Source organism: Deltaproteobacteria bacterium (genome assembly GCA_016183175.1).
Taxonomy (GTDB): domain Bacteria; phylum UBA10199; class UBA10199; order UBA10199; family SBBF01; genus JACPFC01.
In genome coordinates, this window is record JACPFC010000017.1 from 1 (window position 1) to 19547 (window position 19547).

Sequence of the window (19547 nt, forward strand, 5' to 3'; positions counted from 1 at the left end):
AGAAGAAAAAGACCCCCTCCCACAGCCGAGAGGGGAAGCAAAACCCGGTGATCGGCGCCAAAACGCATCCGGACCATATGGGGAACAACCAATCCCACAAAACCGATCAGGCCGACTGTTGCGACACTGGCCCCTACCATGACGGAGGCGGCAAAAAAAATGACCTTCCGGTGCGTGGTCGCCGACACCCCCAGTTGGGCGGCCGATTCGTCCCCCAGAGAAATCACATTCATCTTTGATGCCTGCGCGGTCAAAATAATCAGGCCGATCAGGGTAAAACATCCGACCCAGGCCACCTGCCCCAGGGGAGGGGGTTCCAGCGACCCCATCAAAAGAAAAAGAATCTGATGCGCCTCCCCCAGCGAGACCAGCGAGTTGATGAGAAGAATCAGGGCGAAGGCAAAGGCGTTAAAAATAACGCCGGTGAGCAGAAGGGAATGGGCGGGGAGCCGCCCTTCGACACGGGCGACAAAATAGATAAGCAGAAGAGACCCCAGCGCAAAGCCGAAGGCCAGAAGGGAGATGAGGGCAAAAGGGAGTTTAAGGGCCAGGGCCAAAACGCCCCCCAGCGCCGCCCCGCCGGAAACGCCGAGAATATAAGGATCGGCCAGGGGATTGCGCAACAACGACTGGAACGCCACCCCGCTTGAGGCGAGCCCCGCGCCGACAAAAACGGCCAGCAGGACGCGGGGGAGGCGGGCATGCACAAAAAGGTCCCGCGCCAGCTCACTCCCCGACCAGAGGGCGGACGGCGAAATCGGCGGATTGCCCAGAAAGGAAAAAAGGACAATCGCCGCGGCGGTCAAAACTCCAAGCCCCAGCATCCATGCAAGCCAGCGGTTAAAATTGAGAGAGGTTTGCATTGGTTCAAATCCCCCCTGGCCCCCCTTTGTCAAAGGGGGGTGGGGGGGGATTTAGCACTTCATGTAGTTTCCTCGCCCCCACAAGCAGACGCTTTGAGGCGCGAAAATCGGCGATGTCCAAAAAATAGATCCGCCCGTTTTTTACCGCCGGAACCGACCGGAACTGCCGATACCAGTCCATCTTTTTCTCTTTGCCGCCGGTCTCATTTCCCATTGTCAGATCGACAATCACCTCCGGCCGGGCGGAAATCAGCTGATCGATGCCGTAGTTGGGATATCTTAAGAGGGAATTTCCGGCAATGTTTTTGCCGCCGACGATCTCCAGCAGATCGTCGAGAAGATTATTCCCTCCTACAACGACCAGCGGCTTTAACCCTACCACCATCAAAACGCGCGGGGAAGGCGCCTCACTCAACGGATGCATGGTCTTAAAGCCCTTTCGCAGGGCTTCAACCAGTTCCTTCCCGCGCTCTTCCTTTCCGACCAGTCCGGCAATTTCCAAAAGGGATTTGAAGGTCTCCTCCAGCCGGTTGAAGGAAAAAAGTTTTACGGGAATTCCCTGACGGCTTAAAAAATCGATATCCCCTTTCGCCGAATTTTCTTTCGATCCGATGACCAAATCGGGGCTCAAGGCCAGCGCCTTCTCTCCATCCACCTGCAGGTAATCGGCCACACGGGGGATTTTTTTGGCCGCCGGGGGATTGTCGCACCAAGTGGTGGCGCCGACAATTTTATCCCCCACTCCCAGTTCAAATAAAATCTCTGTAATATTCGGCTTTAAGGAGATGATCCGATCAAAAGCCTCGACCTCGTAACATAAACAGGATATACTGCTTACCATTGTGAAAAAGAAACAGACCAAGGGCTTGACACGGCGCGTTACAGCGCCTATGAAAGAGGGTGGAAGATAAGGAGAAATCATGTTACTTGCCTTGGAAATTTGGGTTGGAATCGTCATCCTGGTTTTGGGCCTGGGGGTCGTTGGGGGGAGTCTGAACTCCCATCGACGACACGAATCAAGGGGTGCGATTTGGCGCCTTGTCAACCCGGTTCATTGGACTCATCATCACCGCAAAGCGGCATAATACCCTTAAAATTGTAGCAATTCGGTCTCGGATGGATGTCTTGAGGTTCCATCGGCTGTTTGAGCGCACCGAAATCCAATCGCCAATCGGTTCATTCTTCAAACCCAATGACCAAATCAAGTGGCGATAATAAAGACCGCGAGTTCCGATGGAACCGAAAGCAGACACCGAGACTGAATTGCTACTTAAAATTCGACCTCCACACGTCCGAAAAAGCTCCTTCCCGGAAGGGGAAAACCCACGACATCAACAATCCGGTCATTCGTCAAATTCTTTCCTTCAAAGGCCAAAAGAATTTTTTTTGTCACATTAAAAGAAATTCCTCCGTTTAAAATCAGCCGGTCGCGGACAATACGGGTGTTCAATGGATCGAGAAAGTTGGAATCGATCCAGTTTACCTCCACGAAGGCGCGCCCCCGGTCAATAAATCCTTCAATGTGCGTCTCCAACTCATGCTGTGGCCGTCCGGGCAACCGGCGCCCCGGAAAATCGGCCTGATTGACCGGATTCTGGAAGGTATAGTTGGCCGAAAGGCCCAAATGCCGGAAGGCCTCAAGGCTCCCCTGCACCTCCACGCCGCGGATTCGCGCCTCTCCGATATTTTCCGCCCGGGCAAACCCGGCGTTTTGTTCGAATTGGATCAGATCGGTGATTCTGCGGTCGAAGTAGAAGGCGGAAAAACGTGAACGATCCACCAGCCACCATCCACCATCCACCATAACCCCCGCATCCCAATTAATGCTTGTCTGCGGTTCCAGCGCCTGATTTCCCACAACACCGCCGCGGTCCCCGAAAAGCTCCGGAAACGTCGGAAACCGGACGCCGCGCGAGACATTGGCCTTGAGTGCCAGATAATTTGTCACTATCCCCTTAAGCCCCAGTTTGGCCGAAACGACATGATGTGTCTTTGTGTTTGAAAACGCGGCGGGGGTCAAAAAAGAGGGATCGTCATTGTTCAACCGGTTGTAAATATTTTCGATCCAAACAGCGGGGCTTGCCAGAAGGCGGCGGTTGAAAAATTCAATCTCATCGCCGGCGCCGATATTCCACTGCTGACGCACACTCGCCCCCCCTTGCGGGGGGGAAGCCAAAAAATCCTCCGGACGGAACCGTTCCATCTGATAAAGGGCAAAGGCGGTGATCAGTTGGCGCGCATCGGGCGTGATTTCAAGAGTCGCCTGATGGCCAAAGCGGGTTGTGTCGTTATCGGTATCCTGTCCGCCGCCAAGGCCCACTTCCGCGTCGGGGTCGGAGTACTGGCTTTTGGCGAGATAAAGCCAGGTCCGATTTTCCAGCGCCAGATTCTTGTGAAAAAAAGAATCGCGCCGGATTTTGAGGCTGGAAAGCCATGAGGTTGTGTCGATGCCGGCGGTCTCCGACTGGTTGGTGGAAAGCCCCGGCACGCCGTCATCTTTGCGGATGAAATGGCTGACCCATTCCAGACGCGTTTTGCCGTCGAAATCGTATTGCACTTTCACCAGGGGATGAAGGGTCTGCGACTCGTTGTTTTGCCGTTTGATCTGCGCGTCATCGGCTTCGTTTACCGGTGTGCCGTTGTCGTCCAGAAAGGAAAAATCGCCGCTGGTCCTTAAAAGGCCCAAAGAGGCAATGAGGCCGAATTTTTTCCATTTGTTGGAATAAAAAAGGTTCGTTCTGAAGGTGTTAAAACTTCCATACCCGACCGAGCCGCCGAATTTGTTTTTTCCTTCAATCGCCCTTGAATTAAGCGCCACCGTTCCGGCGGAGGGGGTAGGGCCATAGGAGAGCGGACTTACACCGCGGTATATTTCGATGGTATCCAGCGATTCCATCATGAACGGCGAAAGATCGACATTTCCCCCCTCCGCCGAATTGAGCGGCACGCCGTCGAAGAGGACCAGCACCTCGTCGGCCGAAGACCCGCGGATCGAAAGGGAGGTGGCATCCTCAAGGCCGCCAAAGCGGGTGATATGAACCCCCGCCTCCCGCGAGAGGATTTCGGGAACCGTGACGATCCGGTTCCGGTAATCTTTCGCCTTGATGACGGTTAAATCAGCCGTGGCGTCTTTAGCCTCTCTTTCCGTCTCGCCGGTGACGGTTACCTGCGGAATCTCGGTTTCTTCCGCCCTAACTGACAAAGCCGATAATAAAAAAATGAGCGCAATAACCCCTGATCCATAACCCATGACTCATCACCCATCACCCATCACCCGATAAATTGCAACATTGACATTTTAGAGGAAGGCCATTAGTAAAATCGCGCTGTGAAATGGCAAAATTTCGTCCCTGAATTTGTCGTCAATCAGTGGAACCACTGGTTTAAAAAGGTGGAAGGGGCGCTGGTCTATTTCATCCCCCCCTATGTCTCCCGCAAGAACACTTTTTTTTCCCCCCTGATCGCCCTGGTCGCCCTTATCTGGGCCATTTTTCTATTGGGAATCGCCATCGGGTCTTTTTTCATGTTTTTTGCAAGCCTTTTGGTCCTCTACTTCATCGTCACCAAGGTTTTCGGCGTCCGGATCGATCTGGGCGATGTGGTCAACATCTGACGCATTTTGCATTTTTTCCTTCCATCCTTCTCGATCTCTCTGCTACAATGACACAAGGTGTCAATATCCTTGGGGCCCTTTCGGCCCGTTTGTTACTATTCGTGTTAATGTATTTCGGGCCTCAAATGGCCAACTATTTTTACTTCGCAAACATGTTATGTTTGCTACGCGCCCCAGCCGAGCTGGGGCTTGTGGCCCCGCGCAAATCGCCGGCCTGCAAGGACAAGCTTGGCTTGTCCGCGTAGCAAAGTCGAAAGACTTTGCGAAGTTAAGATAGCCGGATGATTTGCTTCTTTCATGGGCATTACTATAATCAGAAAGTCCGACCCGAAGGAAAAAAAGGACAACCCCAAGCTGGCGCTGGTGTTGGCGGGCGGCGCAATTTCGGGCGGCGCCTTTAAAGTCGGGGGCTTAAAGGCCCTAAACGACTATCTGGTCAACAAGAAGGTCACCGATTTTGACATTTATGTCGGCCTTTCGGCCGGCGCCTTTCTGGCGGCTCCCCTCTCCGGCGGCATCTCGCCGGAGGAGATGCTGGCCAGCCTCGACGGCAAATCGAAGCAGTTTTCCCAGCTCTCCCCCCTCCATATGTATCTGCCGAACTGGCGCGAATTTCTTTTCAGGCCGTTTCAGTATCTCTACGGCCATCTGACCTTTTTTCCCGGTATCGTCTACGACCTCTTTTCGGCCGCGCCTCATTTGAAAAAGGATTTTTTAAAAAACGTGAAAACCCTCCTGCGGTACCCCAACTATTCCAACTACGAGCAGTTGATGAAACCCCTCTTGCGCGTGGCCTATTCCACCCGCTCGGTGCCCGGCCTGGGAGAACTCTTTCCCTCCGGCGTCTTTGACAACAGGCCTCTCGAGAGCTACCTGCGGGCCAATATGAAAAAAAACCGGATGACCAACAACTTCCGGGTCTTGAAAAAAATGTCGGGGCGCTCCCTTTACATTGCCGCCATGGACCTCGACACCGCCGAGCGGGTTATCTTCGGCCCCGACGAGAAAAACGATGTCACCATCTCCGAGGCCATCCAGGCCTCCACGGCCATTCCCGGCTTTTACAAGCCGGCGCGCATCAAGGGGGTGGACTACGTGGACGGCGGGGTGCGCAAAACCGCCAATGTCGACATCGCCTTCGAAAAAGGGGCCGATCTGGTCATCTGCTACAACCCCTTCAGGCCCTTCAATAACGAAATTGTCATCGAATATCTCCGGGAAGAGAACAAATATGTCACCAAATCCAAACGGATTTCCGACTGGGGGGTCGGGATGGTTTTTAACCAGGTTTTTAGAACCCTGTTCCATTCGCGGCTCATGGTGGCCATTCAGACCTACCGCGAGGACCCCAATTTCAAGAAGGATATTCTGCTGATTGAGCCAAAAGAGGACGACATCGATTTCTTCGAGCTGAACCCCCTCTTTTTCTGGAACCGGGCCCGCTCCGCCTCGCACGGCTTCGAGTCGGTTTCGCGGTCAATCGAAAAGAAATTCGATCCGATGTCATCGCTTCTCGGCCAGTACGGCATCGAAATGACCCGCGATGTCGTGCAGATGGACGCCAAAAAGATCGAAAAATCGGCCTTCGACCCCAACGTGATCATGGATGTCCTGGAGGAGCCTCAACCCAAACGCCGCCTCAAGGTCGTTCAAGGCGGGAAATAACCCTTCGACTCGCTCCGCTCGCTCAGGGCAAGCCCTGCGCAGAGCAAGCGTGCCTGCACTGAGCGAGGAGCGTAGCGACGAGTCGAAGCGTCAACATTTTGAACAAAAAGTTACCGAAACAGGACAAAAAATACCCACTCCTTTCGGGTTCCGTTTCTACCAGCTTTGTAACTCACTAAAATTAATAATGGTTTTTAAAAAAAATAATTTTAAAAGTTGGCACGGAGATTGCTCTAAAAATTTGTGACTTGCGTGCGGTTTCTGAATGAATTCCGGATAAAAACGGAATCTTCGGCAACTGACAGGCAAGAGGTTCTCTCCTGAATAAAAAAACCCCGCCATCCGCCTGAGGCGGATGACGGGGTTTTGAGTTTTTTACTGATTTGTATTTTCCGCGGTGGTTGCCGGAGCCGGAATCTCTTTAAGGGTTGTTTCCCCCTCAAAGGCAAGGTAGGGCGCCCATTTCTGGATCATCTTCTCGCCGATCCCCTTCACTGCCAGAAGATCGTCAAGGCTTGCGAACGGCTTTGCCGAACGGGCGTCGATAATCGCCTGCGCCTTCACCTCACCCACTCCCGGCAGAAGTTGAAGCTCCTGCGCGGAGGCGACGTTGACATTGATGACTCCATCCAGAGTCGTTAAAGTTTTTGCCCACCCCTGTCCTGCAATCACAAGCAGGGCGAGGACGGCAAAAACGGACATCCGTTGTTTTTTCATTTTTTCTCCTTTTAAGGCCTTCCTTTGCGCCGACTTTTTCAAGTCACCGCAAAAGCGAGCGCGGAGAAGCAATGCAAACGCGGTGCCAAAAAAAGGATGGAAATGAAAAAAATCATCAACCCGCTGGAATCGAATGGAATTTTTTTCGGAAGGAAAAGCGGGAACCGGCAGATGATCGGACCATCAAAGACAAAATCGACCGATTTTCGGACGGCACCATCCTAAAATCGGACGGTCCCAAGGGGATCCCTTCGGGGTCAGTTTTTCCTCAACACCACATAATCGGCAATCGAAAGGAGGGTATCGCGTTCGAAGGAGGGGCGGAAAAGGCTTAAATGATCCCTCGCCTTTTCGACGTAACTTTTCGCCAGGCGGGTGGTTTCGCGGAGGCCGTTGGTGCGGTTGATGAGCGCGAGAATCTGGAAAAAGGCGGCCGGCTCGGTGGTGTCGGCGATTAGCGCATCCCTCACCAGGCGGTGGTCCTCTTCCGTCCCTTTTTTAAGGGCGAGAATGAGAGGGAGGGTCAGCTTTCCCTCGCGCAGGTCGGTTCCGCTTTCCTTGCCGAACTCCTCGTCGGTAGAGATATAATCGAGAACGTCATCCTGAAGTTGAAAGGCAATTCCCAGATTGAGGCCGAATTTGCGAAGCGCATGCTCAAATTCCTCAGAAACACCCCCCAGGATGGCCCCCGCCTGACAGGCCCCGGCCATCAGGGCGGCGGTCTTGGCGGTGATGATCTGCAGATAATCCTCTTCCGTCGTGCCGAGGTCATTATTTTTGGTGATTTCGAAAATTTCCCCCTCGGTGGTGGTGGTGATCACATCGGTTAACACCTTGAGAATCCGCAAATCGCCGCTTCGGACCAGAAGGTCCATCGCCCGGCAGTAGAAAAAGTCTCCCACCAGGACACTGACATGATTTCCCCACTTGTTGTTGATGGAGGCCCGACCGCGGCGGAGCTGGGCGTTGTCGATGACATCGTCGTGCAAAAGCGAGGCGGTGTGCATATATTCCACCGCCGTCCCCAGGGGAATAGCGGCCGAACCCTTGTAGCCGGCCAGCTTGGCGCTTAAAACGGTAAGGATGGGGCGCAAACGTTTGCCGCCGTTTTGGATGACATAGGCGGCGACATTTTGCACAAAAGAAACGCGCGAAGCGAGGTTGTCGGTTAAAAACCGCTCCAGTTCTTCGACCTCTTTCTGAATGGGAAGGCAGATTTCTTTTAAGTCCATCGCGTACGTCCTACTGATTCATATTGGACAATGTCAAACAATTTTAATACGGTGAAACAGTACCCGAAGGGTATAGAGCGCCGAACATCCGGACATACGTACAAGGTAAATGAAGCAAATCATCCGGCCTTGCCGGTGATTTGCGCGGGGTTTGGGGCCATCGAAGGCCCGACGAGAACATAATAAACACGAGTAGTTTCATTAAAGGGCCTTCGGGGCCCCAAATAAAATGTTTCACAATCCGCAGATCGATCCCATTTTTCGGCAGGGCGTCAACGGCGCGGGGGTTCTTTTGCTCCATGGTTTCACCGGAACCCCCGATTCGATGCGGCCGGTGGCCAACCGGCTTGCAGGCAAAGGCTTTACCGTTTCGGTCCCCCTTTTGGCCGGGCATGGCACCACACCGGAAAATCTGGCCAAAACCGACTGGACCACCTGGTTTCACACGGCCCAAAAGGCCTATATGGAGCTTCATCAGAGATGCTCAAAAATTTTTGTCGCCGGCCTTTCCATGGGGGCCCTTCTGGCGTTGAAGCTGGCCGTCGATTATCCGCAGTCGACGGCGGCCATCGGTTGTCTGGCCACGCCGCTTCATTTGAAATCCAAAACTACGAAGCTTCTCCCATTGATTCGCCATACCCCTTTGCGTCATTTGTGGAAATACCAGCCGAAATTTTCCGTCGATGTCAAGGATCCGGCGGCCAAAGAGAACTTTTGGAACATCAGCCTGATGCCGTTGTCGTGCATTTACAGCATGCTCGATCTCCAGAAGTTGATCCACGGCTCGCTTCCCAAAGTCCAGACGCCGATTTTGCTCATTCACTCGCGTCATGACTCGACCTCGGATTATAAATCGATGAACATCGTCGCGGCCAATGTTTCGTCTTCCATCACCGAAACAGTGACGCTGGAGAATTCGTACCACATCGTGACGCTCGATTTCGACAAAGAATTGGTCGCGCAAAAGGTGACGGAATTTTTTGGGAGATTTTTATGAAAGACCTCATCCTTTCCATCGACCAAGGGACCACGGGCACAACGGTTCTCATTCTCAATCACGAACTGGAAGTTCTGGCGAAAAAAAACAACGAATTCCCCCAACACTATCCTCAAGCCGCATGGGTGGAACACGATCCGGAGGAAATCTGGGAGGCCACCACCCGCACCATCCGCGAAGCGGTGGCCCTGGCGGAGGTTGACGCCAACCGGATTGCGGGCATCGGCATCACCAATCAACGCGAAACGACCCTTATTTGGGACCGCGAAACGTCACGGCCGATCCACAATGCCATTGTCTGGCAGGACCGCCGGACAGCGCCGCTGTGTGAAAAATTGAAAAAGAACGGAAAGGAAAAGCTGGTTCGCTCCAAAACAGGGTTGGTCCTTGATCCCTATTTTTCTGGGACCAAAATCAAATGGCTGTTGGACAATGTAGCGGGGGCGAGGGAAAAAGCCGAAAAAGGGAAACTCGCCTTTGGAACCATCGATACCTTTCTGGTCTGGAGATTAACCGACGGCGCCAACCATGTCACCGACGTTTCGAATGCCTCACGGACTCTTCTGTTGGATTTGAAAACGCTCAAGTGGGATCCGACTCTTCTGAAAATATTTGATGTTCCGCCGGAGATTTTGCCGGAGGTATGTCCCTCCTCGTTTATCTACGGCAAAACCAAAAATGTAAAAGGTCTTCCGGACGGGATCCCGATTGCCGGAATGGCGGGCGACCAGCAGGCGGCCCTCTTTGGCCAGGCCTGCTTTAATGTGGGGGAGGCCAAGTGCACCTACGGCACCGGGTCTTTTTTGCTGATGAACATCGGACCCAAACCGGTTCTCTCGCGGCGGGGGTTGGTCACCACGGTCGCCTGGCAGGTGAATCATAAAGTTTCATATGCCCTGGAAGGATCGTCATTCATTGCCGGGGCCGCCGTTCAGTGGTTGCGCGACGGCCTGAAAATCATCAAATCCTCCGTCGAGATTGAAGAATTGGCGCGGAGTGTCGCGGACAACGGCGGCGTCTATTTTGTCCCGGCGCTGGTCGGCCTCGGAGCGCCGCACTGGAACCCGCATGCGAGAGGCGTGATCAGCGGCATTACCCGCGGCACGACGCGCGGCCATATTGCCCGCGCGACGCTGGAGGGAATTGCCTTTCAGCAACAGGAGATTCTGGAGTCGATGGAAAAAGACTCCGGCCGGAAGTGCAAAATGCTCAAGGTGGACGGTGGCGCCTGTACCAATAATCTGATGATGCAGTTTCAGGCCGACATTCTGGGGTGCAACATCGTCCGGCCGAAGATGATCGAGACGACGGCGTTTGGCGCGGCTTTTTTAGCAGGACTTGCCGTCGGCATCTGGAAGGATCAGGAAGAAATCCGCAATGCCTGGAAGGAAGACAAGACCTTCGAATCGACTTTCACCAAAAAACAGCGCGAGGATTTGAAAAAGAAATGGGCCAAGGCGGTGGGGAAGGCTTAAAGAAGCTGTAAATAATGGCTTGAAAGGTCTTCCCGATAGATGTAGACTAGTCTGTAGACTAGTCGGATTTAAAAGAAATGGAAAAAGTAACCGCCTACGAAGCAAAAACACACCTCCCTCGTCTCTTAAGGGAAGTGGTGCGGGGTAAACGCCTGTGCATTACCCGCAAGGGGTTGCCTGTTGCCGTTCTTTTCCCCATTGAAGAGGGAGCGAGGCACAAACCCCGGGAGGTGATTGCCGGCCTGCGCCAATTTCGCAAGGGAGTCCAACTGAAGGGGCTATCCGTTCGCGAAATGATTGCCGAAGGGAGGCGTTTCTGACCGATTTTGTTCTGGACTGTTCGGTAACCATGGCCTGGTGTTTTGAGGATGAGGCCACAAGGGCCACCGAGCGGATTTTGGACCGCCTGGTTGATTCCACCGCTTATGTCCCGGCCGTCTGGCCGCTGGAAATAACCAATGTACTTCTTGTGGCCGAACGAAAAAACCGCTTAACCGAAGCGCAGTCTTTCCATTTTCTGGAAATTTTGCAATCCCTTCCCATTGTGGTTGAGGTTGAGGAAACCCGAAGCCGGGCCTTTAAAGAAACCCTTTCCTTGGCGCGGCAATTTGGTCTTTCATCCTATGATGCAACCTACCTGGAGCTTGCGGCAAGAAAAGGCCTTTCTCTGGCCACTCTGGACAAGGGGCTCAAAACCGCCGCCAAAAGTTGCGGCATAAAGATTTTATAACCACCAAAAAACAGCGCGAGGATTTGAAAAAGAAATGGGCTTTAGCGGTGGGGAAGGCGTAAAAGAGGGCCGTTGACATGTAGGCAAATAAAGCCTATTATGTAGGCATGAAAAATATTCAACTGAATCAATACACCATCCGCAGTATTTCCCCCAAACTGGATCGGCGTTTGCGCCAGAAAGCCAAAGAATCGGACAAAAGCTTGAACGAGGTCGTGCTGGAGGCGCTTAGCAAAGCAACCGGTCTGGCGGATGAAACAATCATCCATCACGATCTCGATTTTCTTATCGGTAGTTGGCAGGAAGATCCCGCCTTTGACGAGGCCATCAAGGCGCAACACCAAATTGACGAAGAACTGTGGCGATGAAAATAATTCTCGATACCAATGCATACGTTGACCTGTGTAAGGGAAACGAGAAGGCAACCGCCGTTACCCGGGAGGCCGAACAAATTTTTATCCCCTTTATCAGTTTGGCCGAATTGCGGGCCGGTTACTTATGCGGCTCAAAAGCGGCTCAAAATGAACGCTACCTCGCCCGTTTTTTGAGCACCGCCCGAGTGGAAATTCTCTTTCCGGACGAACAGACAACGCATCACTATGCCCGCCTGTTTTACCAACTGCGGAAACAAGGCACACCAATCCCCACCAACGATATCTGGATCGCTTCGTTGACAATGCAACATAATTTGATGTTATTGTCCGGCGACGGTCATTTTGACAACCTGCCTCAGATCCCGCGGGGATGATAAAGCCTACGCCGTCGCCCCTTGGGGGATGGCGGTATGCAGGGGAAGGGCGTTGGAAATACGGGGATTGGGGGCCGGTTCCCCCTCTTCTAAATAATTGAGAATCTTCCGGGGCAGGTGAGGATAAAAAGGTCCAAGGTTCTCCCGGATTTTTCCCCGATAAAATTGCGGAAGCCGGTGGCTCTCCCCCGAATAAAAGGCCTGAAATTCGCAATCAGTGGCCAAAAGCGAGCGAATGGCCGAATAGTTCCCTTTAAGCCCCTTGCCGGAAAAAGTGGCTCGAAGAAGGTTCATCCAGCGGGGCAACGGATGTTTGTTTGCCTTAAAGCGCCTCCAGATCTTTCCCGGCGAAAAGGAATACTGCACCAGATCGATCATGTGATCGTAGAATTCCACAAAAGAATAATTCTTCAAGCGGACATTCAGCCCCGAATTTCCGTCCAAAAAAGGAAACGGGATATCAATGACGCGCCCTTCCGTCTGATATTGGGTGTTCAACGGGGCCGAATTGCCAAAGGCGGTGATGAAGGCGAAGTTGGGATAGGCCCCAGGGCACAGATCGACAAATTTCTTGGTCAACTCGAACGGTTCCGGCCCGGAATCGCAATCCAGCCCGAAAATAAAATTGGTTTGAATATAGGGGATGTGGCGCAAAATCATGTTCACCTGCTCACTCACCAGCGCCACTTTGTCGAGGCCGAAATTGGCGTGCTGTTTGGACTTGGTGTTGAAATCGAACCACGACTCAATCCCGGGGAGCATGACGATGAAATTGTTTTTCTTGAGGCGTTTGAGGTTCGTCTCGCTTAAAAGGGACAAACTGCTCTCCGCGCAGAAGGCTATCTTGCCCGGTGGTACCGTCGACTCGATGATATTCAGGTAATCGTTGAACCGTACACCAAAATTGGGATCGTACCAGCCGACAATCGGGGGTTTCGGCTGTTTGGCCAAAAAAGCAAGGTCCTCCCGAAGCTGATCGTACGGAAGGGGCTGATAGGCGATTTTCGAATCGATGCAAAAACTGCACTCGTAGGGGCATCCCAGAGAGCCGATCATCGGCACCACATGGACAAAACGGGTTTTTTTGAGATTCTGCTGAAGGAACTTCCAGCGTTGCTCAATCCCCGGGAGGTGCCTTGGCTGTTTTGCGGCGCTTAAGAGAACCCCTTCCGACTGCGATGAAAAATCCTCCAGCAATCCGCAGACAAGCTCTTTGTCGGTCAAGCCCAGGACATAATCGAAATAATGCCGCGCATCCTCCCGGTAGGCCCGGGCATGGGGCCCTCCCAAAACCGTCACCACATTTTTTTGCCGGAAGAGATTGGAAATACTGTAGGCGGTATAGGCATTTTGCGTAAAGGTGCTGATAAACACAATATCAACATCATCAGGCAATTCACGGTAGAGGTCTTCAAAACCGGTATAAGTCAGATAATGGACCTGATGCCCCAGCTCTTCCACCCAGACCGCCACCATTTGAGGCATCAGCGATGTATAATTGGGGTTGGCAATCCGCGCGTAAATGGACTTGGTCGGCTGACGGGCCACCAGATCGATAATGCCGACCTTGAGGGATTTGCGGGGAAGTTTGGAGACAAAAGGAGCAACCGGATTCACGTTGACCGGTGTGATATCACAGGCCGATGGAATGGCATAGAAGAAAATGGTATCGGATCTTATGTGTGATACTCGGCGTTTAAATGGACATAGTCGTAGGTGAGGTCGGACATGTAGACGTTAAAAACCCCCGATCGGAGGCCAAGATGAATGCCGATTTCGATGTTTTTCTTCCGCATGTACTTTGAGACCTCTTTGGAATCGTACCCGGCGGCATTCACCCCATTGCGGACAACAAGATACGGGCCGATATGAATCCTGATTTTCTCCGGGATGACAGCGGCCCCCGAATACCCGACCGCCGCCATCATTCGTCCCCAGTTGGGGTCGCAACCGAACAGGGCGGTTTTTACCAGAGGCGAATTGCCCACCGCATAGGCGATTTTTTTGGCGTCGGCCCCGTTTCGGGCCCCGCTCACCCAGACGTTGCAACATTTGGTGGCCCCTTCGCCGTCGAGGGTGATTTTTTTGGCCATTTCGACAAGAAGTTCGGTTATCTGATCCTCGACGATTTTTCCCTCGGCGCCGTTTAATGAAAAAACCTCGTTTCCGGCCCGGCCGTTGGCCAGAATAAGAACGGTGTCGTTGGTTGACATGTCGTTGTCCACCGTGACGCGGTTGAGTGTTTTGTCCACCGCCCTCCGAAAAATTGTTTTAAGCGCCGAACGAGAAAATTTCAGATTTGTCACGATAAAAGTAAGCAGGGTCGCCATGTCGGGCCTTAACATCCCCGCCCCCTTGGTCATCACGGCGATGACATATCTCTTTCCGTTGATTCGCCCCCGCCGAACGCCGAATTTTACAAACTGATCGGTCGTCATCATCCCGCGGGCCGCCTCCATGAAATTTTTTTCCGAAAGGGCGCGTTGCGCCTTTTTTAAACCCTTAAGCAATCTTTTCATCGGAAGGGGATCGCCGATTTTTCCGGTGGAACAGACCATCACCCGGTCGGCGGACAGTTTAAAAAGGCGGGCCGCCTCTCTTTGCGTCTTGATCGCGTCGCGCAGGCCTTGCAAGCCGGTGCAGGCATTGGCAATCCCGCTGTTGATCACGACCAACCGGCCTCTTCCCTGCCGGATACTCTTTCGGCAGACCTCAACCGGTGCGGCGCATACCCTGTTTTTGGTAAAGACGCCGTCGATCAGGGTCTCCGGCTCCTCGGAATAGATGAGGGAGAGATCTTTCTTGCGCGCGTCTTCCTTGATGCCGCAGTGGATGCCGGCGAATTGGAATCCGGGAATAAGGATTTTTTGTTTCATGGAAACAATGTCAAATGTCAAAGTTCAAATGCCAAAGGAATTTCAAAAAAACAATTTCAAAATTTGACATTTGAAATTTGACATTCCTTTGAACTTTGAAATTTGTCATTTAACATTTATGCCCCGTGACACTTCTTATACTTCTTCCCGCTCCCGCAATAACAGGGATCGTTGCGGCCGATCTTGGGTCCTTCGCGTCGAACAGTTTCCTGCTTCTTGGGAGGCTTGTTGGCCGCCTGCATGGGGCTTTGCGGGTTCGAAGCCGCCGCGGTAGCCAGCGCCACCGCGGGGGCCCGCCCGCCCGGCTCGGTCCGCCCCTCGCGCATCGGCCCGGCCCGCCGCTCGGTCATCTGCACCGATTCTTTCTGCTGGATTTGCACCTTGAAAATCCGCTCGACGGCATCCTGATAAAACCGGTACATCATCGCCTCAAACATCGCAAAGCCTTCCTTTTTATATTCCAGCCGCGGGTCTTTCTGCCCGTAGCCGCGAAGGCCAATCCCCTCGCGCAGGTGATCCATCGCCAGCAGATGATCCTTCCAGAGATTGTCCAGCGTCTGGAGCATGAAAAAGCGCTCCACCTGGCGCATCAGCTCGGGACCATACTCCTGTTCCTTCCTGTTATAAAAGTCGGTTGCCGACTGATAAATTTTCAGGCCGATGGAGTCGGCATCCCATTTTTTCTCTTCCTCCGGAAAAGAGAGATGGAGGCCGAATTGATTGAAGACCGTCTCCTCCAGCCCCGGCCGGTTGAATTCCCTGTCGTTTCCAAATCCGGTGGAAATCCCGTCGGCCAGGGCGTCGATCATATTCTCCACCTGATCTTTAAGATCGCCCCCTTTCAGGATTTCCTTCCGTTTGGCGTAGACGGTCTGTCTCTGCTGGTTCATCACGTCGTCGTATTCCAGAACCGTTTTCCGGATTTCAAAATTGTGCGCCTCCACCTTTTTTTGCGCGTTTTCGATGGCCTTGGAGATCCAACGATGCTCGATGGTCTGGTCCTCCTCCATCCCCAGCCGCCCCATGATGTTGGAGATGCGGTCGGAGCCGAAGATCCGCATCAGGTCGTCGTCCAGGGCGATGAAAAAACGCGAGGCGCCCGGGTCCCCCTGCCGCCCGGCTCTGCCCCGCAACTGGTTGTCGATCCGGCGCGACTCGTGACGCTCGGTGCCGAGAATGAAAAGCCCCCCTTTTTTCACCACCTCGTCATGTTCGGCATCGCAGATTTTTTTGAATTCATCACAGGCCTTCTTGAATTCCTCATCCGCGGCCTCCTTTCCCACCTTTGTCCGCGCCAGATATTCCGGGTTTCCCCCCAGCATGATGTCGGTGCCTCGGCCGGCCATGTTGGTGGAAACGGTGACCGCCCCGATGCGTCCCGCCTGCGCCACGATCTCCGCCTCGCGCTCGTGGTTTTTGGCGTTCAACACATTGTGCGGAATGCCCCGCCGTTTCAGCATGTCGGCAAGGATCTCCGATTTTTCAATGGCGATCGTGCCGACAAGCACCGGCCTCCCTTCCTCATTTTGTTTTTTGATCTCCTCCACCACCGCCTTGAACTTGGCCGACTGGTTTTTGTAGATCACGTCGTTGTTGTCGGCGCGGATCATCGGGCGGTTGGGAGGGATCACCATCACGTCGAGGTTGTAGATTTTGGCGAACTCGGCCGCCTCGGTGTCGGCGGTGCCGGTCATCCCGGAAAGTTTTTTGTACATGCGGAAATAGTTCTGGAAGGTGATGGAGGCGAGCGTCTGGTTTTCGTTTTCAATCCGCACCCGCTCTTTCGCCTCGATGGCCTGATGCAGGCCGTCGCTCCAGCGCCTGCCGGGCATCAGCCGGCCGGTGAATTCGTCCACGATCGTCACCTTGCCGTCTTTGACCACGTAGTCGACATCGCGCTGATAAAGGGTATGGGCCCGAAGGGCCTGGTTGACATGATGGAGAATTTCGATCTGCTTCGGGTCGAAGAGATTTTCCACATTCAGCCTTTTTTCCACCTCAAAAACCCCTTCCTCGGTCAGCGAGGCGGTCCGGCTTTTTTCGTCGAGCTGATAATGCTTGTCTTTCGCCAGGCCGGGGATGACGGTGTTGATTTTGACATATTTGTCGGTCGATTCCTCGGCGGGGCCGGAGATGATCAGCGGCGTCCGCGCCTCGTCGATTAAAATGCTGTCCACCTCGTCGACGATGGCGTAGTTAAGGTCGCGCTGAACCATCGATTCGAGGGCGAATTTCATGTTGTCGCGCAGAAAATCGAAGCCGTATTCGTTGTTGGTCCCGTAAGTGATGTCGGCCCGATACGCCTCGCGTCGCTCGGCGTCGTTTAGGCCGTGGACGATGACGCCGACGGTCATGCCGAGAAACTTGTAGATCCTTCCCATCCATTCGGAATCGCGTTTGGCGAGGTAGTCGTTGACGGTGATAACGTGGACCCCTTTTCCCTCCAGCGCATTGAGATAAACGGGAAGCGTGGCGACGAGCGTTTTCCCTTCGCCGGTTTTCATTTCGGAAATTTTTCCGTGGTGGAGCACAACGCCGCCGATCATCTGGACATCGAAGTGGCGCATGCCGAGCGCCCTTTTTGAGGCCTCGCGGACGACGGCAAACGCCTCGGGAAGAAGGTCGCTTAACGTCGCCCCTTGCGCGAGCCTTTCCCGGAACTCGACCGTTTTGTTTTTGAGTTGATCGTCAGATAGGGCCTGCAACCCGGGCTCGAATGAATTGATTTCCCCGACCAGCGGCTGGATTTTCTTCAGTTCGCGATCGTTTTTGCTCCCGAAGATTTTTTTGAGGGCAAGGTTTATCACTTTGACGGCTGGTTATAATGGTTTAAGCCCGGCGGTTCAAGGATAATGATACTTGACAGATGTACAGCTATTATTCATTTTGTCGGTACAAAATTTTAGGGGATACTAATTCCCATCCGCCCCAAAGGGGCTCCCCACCGAGCAAAAGCGATTAAAGGGAAAAATTTATTCAGCCGGGAAAAGCTTTTCAATATGGGGAAGAATATGTGGCTCTAACTGCGGTTCCTTGATCTTCCAGACACCGCCAAGGTCGACAAGTTCATAGGTCACTTTTTCATCCTTGTTGACCTTTTTCGTCTCCCTGCCGCTCCTCTCACCCACCACACGATACTTCACGGTTACTTGGGCGGTGCCTTTTGTCTTGTAAATTTCGTCAACAACCTCAAAGCCGTCGATAATCGTCGCCCCGTCCCAGCCAGGGGCATCTTCCCAGACGGCCAAGTCCTGGATATATTTCCATGGTGTATCGCTTGTTAAGTTAACGGTCTTTACGACATTCCCTGCCGGTCCGAGTTTGGAAACTTTTGCAAAAGAGGATGACGAAACAACAAGGAGAAAAAAACAAAAAACGGCGAAGAACCATCTATTGCGTAACAGAGGGCTTTTCGTAACGGAGGAAAATGTAGGGGCGCTTTCCCCAATACTTGTTTTGATCATAACTTTCTTCGGCAACGCCTGTGCTTTTTTGAGCACCTATAAATGTTTTGGTCTCTGCGTCAAGAACAATTCCTATATGACCATGCTCTTTTCCCGATAGCGGTTCCCATAGAATCAAATCGCCCGGTTTGGGATCGGTGGTTTCTTTAAACCCGGCCTTTCCCCAATCGCTGGTGGTCATTGTGTAGCCGTAATCAAAACCGGCTTCTTGATAGGCGCGATGAACAAGATTTGAACAGTCGATTCCTTCTTCCGTGTTACCACCCAACTTATATTTTGTCCCGATCCATCCTTCTGCCTGATCGATAATTTGGCCTCTTTCAGAATCAGTCAACTCGGCCGTTTCGGCAGGTTTGGCCATACCTCTCGCGATTTCCGCCACGGCCGTCGCCGTAAATTGTTCCAGTTCGCCATATGCCTCCGGTGTCTGCTTTGCTTGTGGCAGATGCGTAAAAACCTCACTCGCAATTTCTCCGGGAGATTTTCCCTCACCCAGATTTTTTGCAAAGATTTGGGCCAGAAGGTCGGGCGTCAAAGGGGGCTTCGGTTTGTCGAACCCTTTGAAAAATTCGGTTAAAGGCTCTTGGAAAGACTCAAAAATAGTATTGGGCATGGGACAAACTCCTTTCTTGGCAATTTTATAAGCAATCCCCGTGCCACCTCGGTAAGATATTTTCTTGTGTGATTATAATCGGTTAAGAAGAACGAAAAGGAATAATCTGTCCAAATCGACCGATTTTGAGACGGCACCGTCCGAAAATCGGACGGTTCCGGGCTTAAATCCGGGCTTAAATCCGAGGTCTCACAAACCCCATCACGGCACAACCTGTTGAGAAACCACTCTCTTTTTAGAGGCCCATTTTTGGCATGTCGTTTGCTTTAAAAATCTTGTGGTTTCATTTGTTTTCAGTATATACTGATTATGAGATTCGATTGGGATCCAAAAAAGGCGGCGGCAAATTTCTTAAAGCATGGGGTGAGCTTTATGCCCAGATACAAGGAGTTCCCGTTTGAATTGGCACGAAGGATTACGCCACAAGAGGCAGAGGAAGCCCGTAGGGCCATCGAAGAAAAACTGGGGGTCAAACGCCCTCCTCGCGGCCGTCCCCCAAAAACCCCGATAGAAAAATATCGCGCCGTATCAATCCGGCTTCATCCCTTTGTGCT

The 19547-nt window shown here is 52.8% G+C and carries 18 protein-coding genes; 8 read left to right on the forward strand and 10 right to left on the reverse strand.

From position 1 onward, the window contains the following. The 3 genes from HYU99_02140 to HYU99_02150 all read right to left on the reverse strand — a co-directional run. Nucleotides 1-863: iron ABC transporter permease (locus HYU99_02140; protein MBI2339153.1), on the reverse strand; the 863-nt coding region annotated here is incomplete at its 3' end. Between the two features lie 4 nt (nucleotides 864-867). After that, nucleotides 868-1704, reverse strand: a complete 837-nt coding sequence (locus HYU99_02145; GenBank protein MBI2339154.1) for an ABC transporter substrate-binding protein — start codon at nucleotides 1702-1704, stop codon at nucleotides 868-870. A 429-nt stretch (nucleotides 1705-2133) separates the two neighbouring features. Then, nucleotides 2134-4113, reverse strand: a complete 1980-nt coding sequence (locus HYU99_02150) for a TonB-dependent receptor (GenBank protein MBI2339155.1) — start codon at nucleotides 4111-4113, stop codon at nucleotides 2134-2136. 78 nt (nucleotides 4114-4191) lie between these two features. Here HYU99_02150 and HYU99_02155 point away from each other — a divergent pair, with 78 nt between their 5' ends. Then, nucleotides 4192-4476: a hypothetical protein gene (locus tag HYU99_02155; protein ID MBI2339156.1), complete on the forward strand. Its 285-nt coding sequence runs from the start codon at nucleotides 4192-4194 to the stop codon at nucleotides 4474-4476. 297 nt (nucleotides 4477-4773) lie between these two features. Beyond that, nucleotides 4774-6141: a patatin-like phospholipase family protein gene (locus tag HYU99_02160; GenBank protein ID MBI2339157.1), complete on the forward strand. Its 1368-nt coding sequence runs from the start codon at nucleotides 4774-4776 to the stop codon at nucleotides 6139-6141. Between the two features lie 375 nt (nucleotides 6142-6516). On the opposite strand, the gene HYU99_02165 is transcribed toward HYU99_02160, so the two are convergent. Together HYU99_02165 and HYU99_02170 are read right to left on the reverse strand one after the other, a co-directional pair. Beyond that, nucleotides 6517-6858 carry a helix-hairpin-helix domain-containing protein gene (locus HYU99_02165; GenBank protein MBI2339158.1) on the reverse strand — a complete coding sequence of 114 codons (342 nt, stop codon included), beginning with the start codon at nucleotides 6856-6858 and terminating at the stop codon, nucleotides 6517-6519. 257 nt (nucleotides 6859-7115) lie between these two features. Continuing rightward, nucleotides 7116-8090, reverse strand: coding sequence for a polyprenyl synthetase family protein (locus HYU99_02170; protein MBI2339159.1), 975 nt, complete (start codon nucleotides 8088-8090; stop codon nucleotides 7116-7118). Between the two features lie 229 nt (nucleotides 8091-8319). On the opposite strand from HYU99_02170, the gene HYU99_02175 reads away from it, so the two are divergent. The 6 genes from HYU99_02175 (at nucleotide 8320) to HYU99_02200 (ending at nucleotide 12040) form a co-directional block, all read left to right on the forward strand. After that, entirely contained in the window at nucleotides 8320-9087 is a 768-nt protein-coding gene (locus tag HYU99_02175) for an alpha/beta fold hydrolase (GenBank protein MBI2339160.1), read from the forward strand. Beyond that, on the forward strand, nucleotides 9084-10562 hold the full coding sequence (gene glpK / locus HYU99_02180) for a glycerol kinase GlpK (protein ID MBI2339161.1): 1479 nt from the start codon (nucleotides 9084-9086) through the stop codon (nucleotides 10560-10562). Before HYU99_02175 ends, glpK begins: the two co-directional genes overlap by 4 nt. A 77-nt stretch (nucleotides 10563-10639) precedes the next feature. After that, nucleotides 10640-10882, forward strand: a complete 243-nt coding sequence (locus tag HYU99_02185) for a type II toxin-antitoxin system prevent-host-death family antitoxin (protein ID MBI2339162.1) — start codon at nucleotides 10640-10642, stop codon at nucleotides 10880-10882. Then, the gene (locus HYU99_02190) at nucleotides 10879-11292 is read left to right on the forward strand and encodes a type II toxin-antitoxin system VapC family toxin (GenBank protein ID MBI2339163.1); all 414 of its coding nucleotides are present in this window, start codon (nucleotides 10879-10881) and stop codon (nucleotides 11290-11292) included. Before HYU99_02185 ends, HYU99_02190 begins: the two co-directional genes overlap by 4 nt. Nucleotides 11293-11399: 107 nt before the next feature. After that, complete coding sequence (locus tag HYU99_02195) at nucleotides 11400-11660, forward strand: hypothetical protein (GenBank protein MBI2339164.1); 261 nt, start codon at nucleotides 11400-11402, stop codon at nucleotides 11658-11660. Then, nucleotides 11657-12040, forward strand: coding sequence for a type II toxin-antitoxin system VapC family toxin (locus HYU99_02200; GenBank protein ID MBI2339165.1), 384 nt, complete (start codon nucleotides 11657-11659; stop codon nucleotides 12038-12040). The genes HYU99_02195 and HYU99_02200 overlap by 4 nt, the downstream gene beginning before the upstream one ends. Nucleotides 12041-12046: 6 nt before the next feature. On the opposite strand, the gene HYU99_02205 is transcribed toward HYU99_02200, so the two are convergent. The 5 genes from HYU99_02205 to HYU99_02225 form a co-directional block, all read right to left on the reverse strand. After that, nucleotides 12047-13657, reverse strand: a complete 1611-nt coding sequence (locus HYU99_02205; GenBank protein ID MBI2339166.1) for a radical SAM protein — start codon at nucleotides 13655-13657, stop codon at nucleotides 12047-12049. Between the two features lie 59 nt (nucleotides 13658-13716). Beyond that, on the reverse strand, nucleotides 13717-14916 hold the full coding sequence (argJ, locus tag HYU99_02210) for a bifunctional glutamate N-acetyltransferase/amino-acid acetyltransferase ArgJ (GenBank protein MBI2339167.1): 1200 nt from the start codon (nucleotides 14914-14916) through the stop codon (nucleotides 13717-13719). 116 nt (nucleotides 14917-15032) lie between these two features. Beyond that, complete coding sequence (secA, locus tag HYU99_02215; GenBank protein MBI2339168.1) at nucleotides 15033-17723, reverse strand: preprotein translocase subunit SecA; 2691 nt, start codon at nucleotides 17721-17723, stop codon at nucleotides 15033-15035. A 165-nt stretch (nucleotides 17724-17888) separates the two neighbouring features. Further along, entirely contained in the window at nucleotides 17889-18164 is a 276-nt protein-coding gene (locus HYU99_02220; GenBank protein ID MBI2339169.1) for a hypothetical protein, read from the reverse strand. Between the two features lie 142 nt (nucleotides 18165-18306). Next, nucleotides 18307-18741: a C40 family peptidase gene (locus tag HYU99_02225; GenBank protein ID MBI2339170.1), complete on the reverse strand. Its 435-nt coding sequence runs from the start codon at nucleotides 18739-18741 to the stop codon at nucleotides 18307-18309. Nucleotides 18742-19547: the final 806 nt, after the last annotated feature.

Bases quoted from the DNA above. Each gene is read 5' to 3' on its own strand.
- HYU99_02175 (MBI2339160.1), top strand. From the start codon at position 8,320: ATGTTTCACAATCCGCAGATCGATCCCATTTTTCGGCAGGGCGTCAAC.
- HYU99_02145 (MBI2339154.1), bottom strand. From the start codon at position 1,704: ATGGTAAGCAGTATATCCTGTTTATGTTACGAGGTCGAGGCTTTTGAT.
- HYU99_02160 (MBI2339157.1), top strand. From the start codon at position 4,774: ATGGGCATTACTATAATCAGAAAGTCCGACCCGAAGGAAAAAAAGGAC.
- HYU99_02185 (MBI2339162.1), top strand. From the start codon at position 10,640: ATGGAAAAAGTAACCGCCTACGAAGCAAAAACACACCTCCCTCGTCTC.
- HYU99_02170 (MBI2339159.1), bottom strand. From the start codon at position 8,090: ATGGACTTAAAAGAAATCTGCCTTCCCATTCAGAAAGAGGTCGAAGAA.
- argJ (MBI2339167.1), bottom strand. From the start codon at position 14,916: ATGAAACAAAAAATCCTTATTCCCGGATTCCAATTCGCCGGCATCCAC.
- HYU99_02195 (MBI2339164.1), top strand. From the start codon at position 11,400: ATGAAAAATATTCAACTGAATCAATACACCATCCGCAGTATTTCCCCC.
- HYU99_02200 (MBI2339165.1), top strand. From the start codon at position 11,657: ATGAAAATAATTCTCGATACCAATGCATACGTTGACCTGTGTAAGGGA.
- HYU99_02225 (MBI2339170.1), bottom strand. From the start codon at position 18,741: ATGGCCAAACCTGCCGAAACGGCCGAGTTGACTGATTCTGAAAGAGGC.
- HYU99_02150 (MBI2339155.1), bottom strand. From the start codon at position 4,113: ATGGGTTATGGATCAGGGGTTATTGCGCTCATTTTTTTATTATCGGCT.
- HYU99_02165 (MBI2339158.1), bottom strand. From the start codon at position 6,858: ATGAAAAAACAACGGATGTCCGTTTTTGCCGTCCTCGCCCTGCTTGTG.
- glpK (MBI2339161.1), top strand. From the start codon at position 9,084: ATGAAAGACCTCATCCTTTCCATCGACCAAGGGACCACGGGCACAACG.